A 1,620-nucleotide genomic window follows, 5' to 3' on the forward strand; every position below is an offset into this window, starting at 1 on the left:
GCAGCCGATGATGATCGCGCCCTGCTTCTTCATCGGGCTGTAGCCGTTGGGCAGCGCGCCGTCGTAGAGCGTGGTGAGGTTGTCGGTCTGGGCGTTGGCGCCCTTGAGGGCGAATCGCGAGGTGCCGTTGTTCTTCAGCATCGCGGTGACGAACTTGCTGGGGAAGGCCCGCTGGTTGGGGTTCCAGGACTGGCTGCCGCCGGGGTAGAGACCCCATTCGAGGTCGGCCTGGACCCACGGGCCCGAGCCGGAGCAGCCGCCGAACCAGCACTGGGTGCTGAAGTTGATGGCGTCCATCGCCCCGGCGGCGTCGGCCGCGCGGGTGGTCTCGCTGTTGCCGTAGTCGAAGCAGCAGCCGTTGTTGACGTGCGTGCCGCTGGTGACCATGTACATGCCCTCGGGCGCGCTACCGGTGGGCACGCCGGTCAGGTGGCCGTCGCGCCAGTAGCTGTTGCCGGGGTTGATGTAGAGCGAGTAGGTCTTGCTGCCGCCGACCGACAGCGACTCGGTCGTCGCGTTGGCGGGCCGGCTCTGGGTGGACCCCGGGACGACCGAAGAACCCTGGTACCACAGGTCGTTGCCGCGGCCGGACTGGTCGTAGACCACCGTGATCACGCACGACGTGCCCGCGCAGAACGAGTCCTGCGCGGCGGCGTCGGCCACCCCGGTGGACAGCAGCCCGATGTTCCTGGTCGTGTTGTCCGAGGAACGCCTGACCTGGTACAGGTTGCCGCTGTACGAGCTGAGGAGGGCCCGCGTCGTGCTGTGCGCCGCCACGCACGGCGTGCCACCCGACGCGTAGATGTCGCACGGCCCCGTGGGTGCGGCCGAGGCGGCCGGCGCCCAGGCCAGGGTGTCGGTGGTCAGCACGGCGGCGGCCACCGCGGCCACCGCGAAGACCGTGAACACCGCGCGCAGGCGGGTGGCCGCCCGTGAGCGTGGTCTGCCGGCCGTGCTGTCCGGTGGGGGAACAGGGAAAAGCTGCATCCTGCGACTCCTTTGTCTGCTCCTGCGGTCACGACGAGAGCGGTCGTCGGCCGAGCAGCCGGCACGGGCCGGGGCGGACCGGTCCTCGTCGCCGCGGGCACTGCTGCTGGTGGCGATTCCCCGAGGACGGCCGCTCCGTGCGTAGGATCGACAGGGTGCGCGGGCGCTACGGTTCTCGAACCGATTCGACCGAAATGCACGGTACGCCGAAACTTCTTCGGTGAGCAATGGCTCAGCGTCTCGAATGGTGCCGCGCACCCCGCCTGACCAGGTAGGGAGCAGGCGCGGTGCGGGAACCTGGCAGAAATATGTCAGCCGGCGGGACCGCCGGTCCTCGCCGGGTACCGTGGCCGGATGACCGGTGAGGGCGCTGTCGGCACCCTGTCGGTCTGCGCCGTCGAACCGGCCGATCGTGGCGGTCCTGCGACGCCGCACCGAGCTGCACCAGGGTGTTCTGCGCGCCCGCGGGAGATGTCGTCGGTCCCGTGAGGCGAGCGAGCGGGGCGTTCCGAGGGGCAGTGGTCGGTGCGCCGTCGGCAGTGCCGCGCGGACGGAGAACAGGAAGTCGAACCGGTTCGATCCCTGCTCGGCCCGATCCGCTCGGAGTCCTCATGGTTCAACGACGAACTGACG

The 1,620-nt window shown here is 69.9% G+C and carries 1 protein-coding gene; it reads right to left on the reverse strand.

The annotated features are described in order from the left end of the window. Positions 1 to 987 (reverse strand): arabinofuranosidase catalytic domain-containing protein (locus AB0G02_RS39215; protein WP_360805285.1); only part of this gene is annotated, 987 nt, incomplete at its 3' end. Between the last annotated feature and the right edge of the window lie 633 nt (positions 988 to 1,620).

The sequence above is a fragment of the Actinosynnema sp. NPDC023658 genome, assembly GCF_040639995.1.
In the GTDB taxonomy this organism is placed as follows: Bacteria; Actinomycetota; Actinomycetes; order Mycobacteriales; family Pseudonocardiaceae; genus Actinosynnema.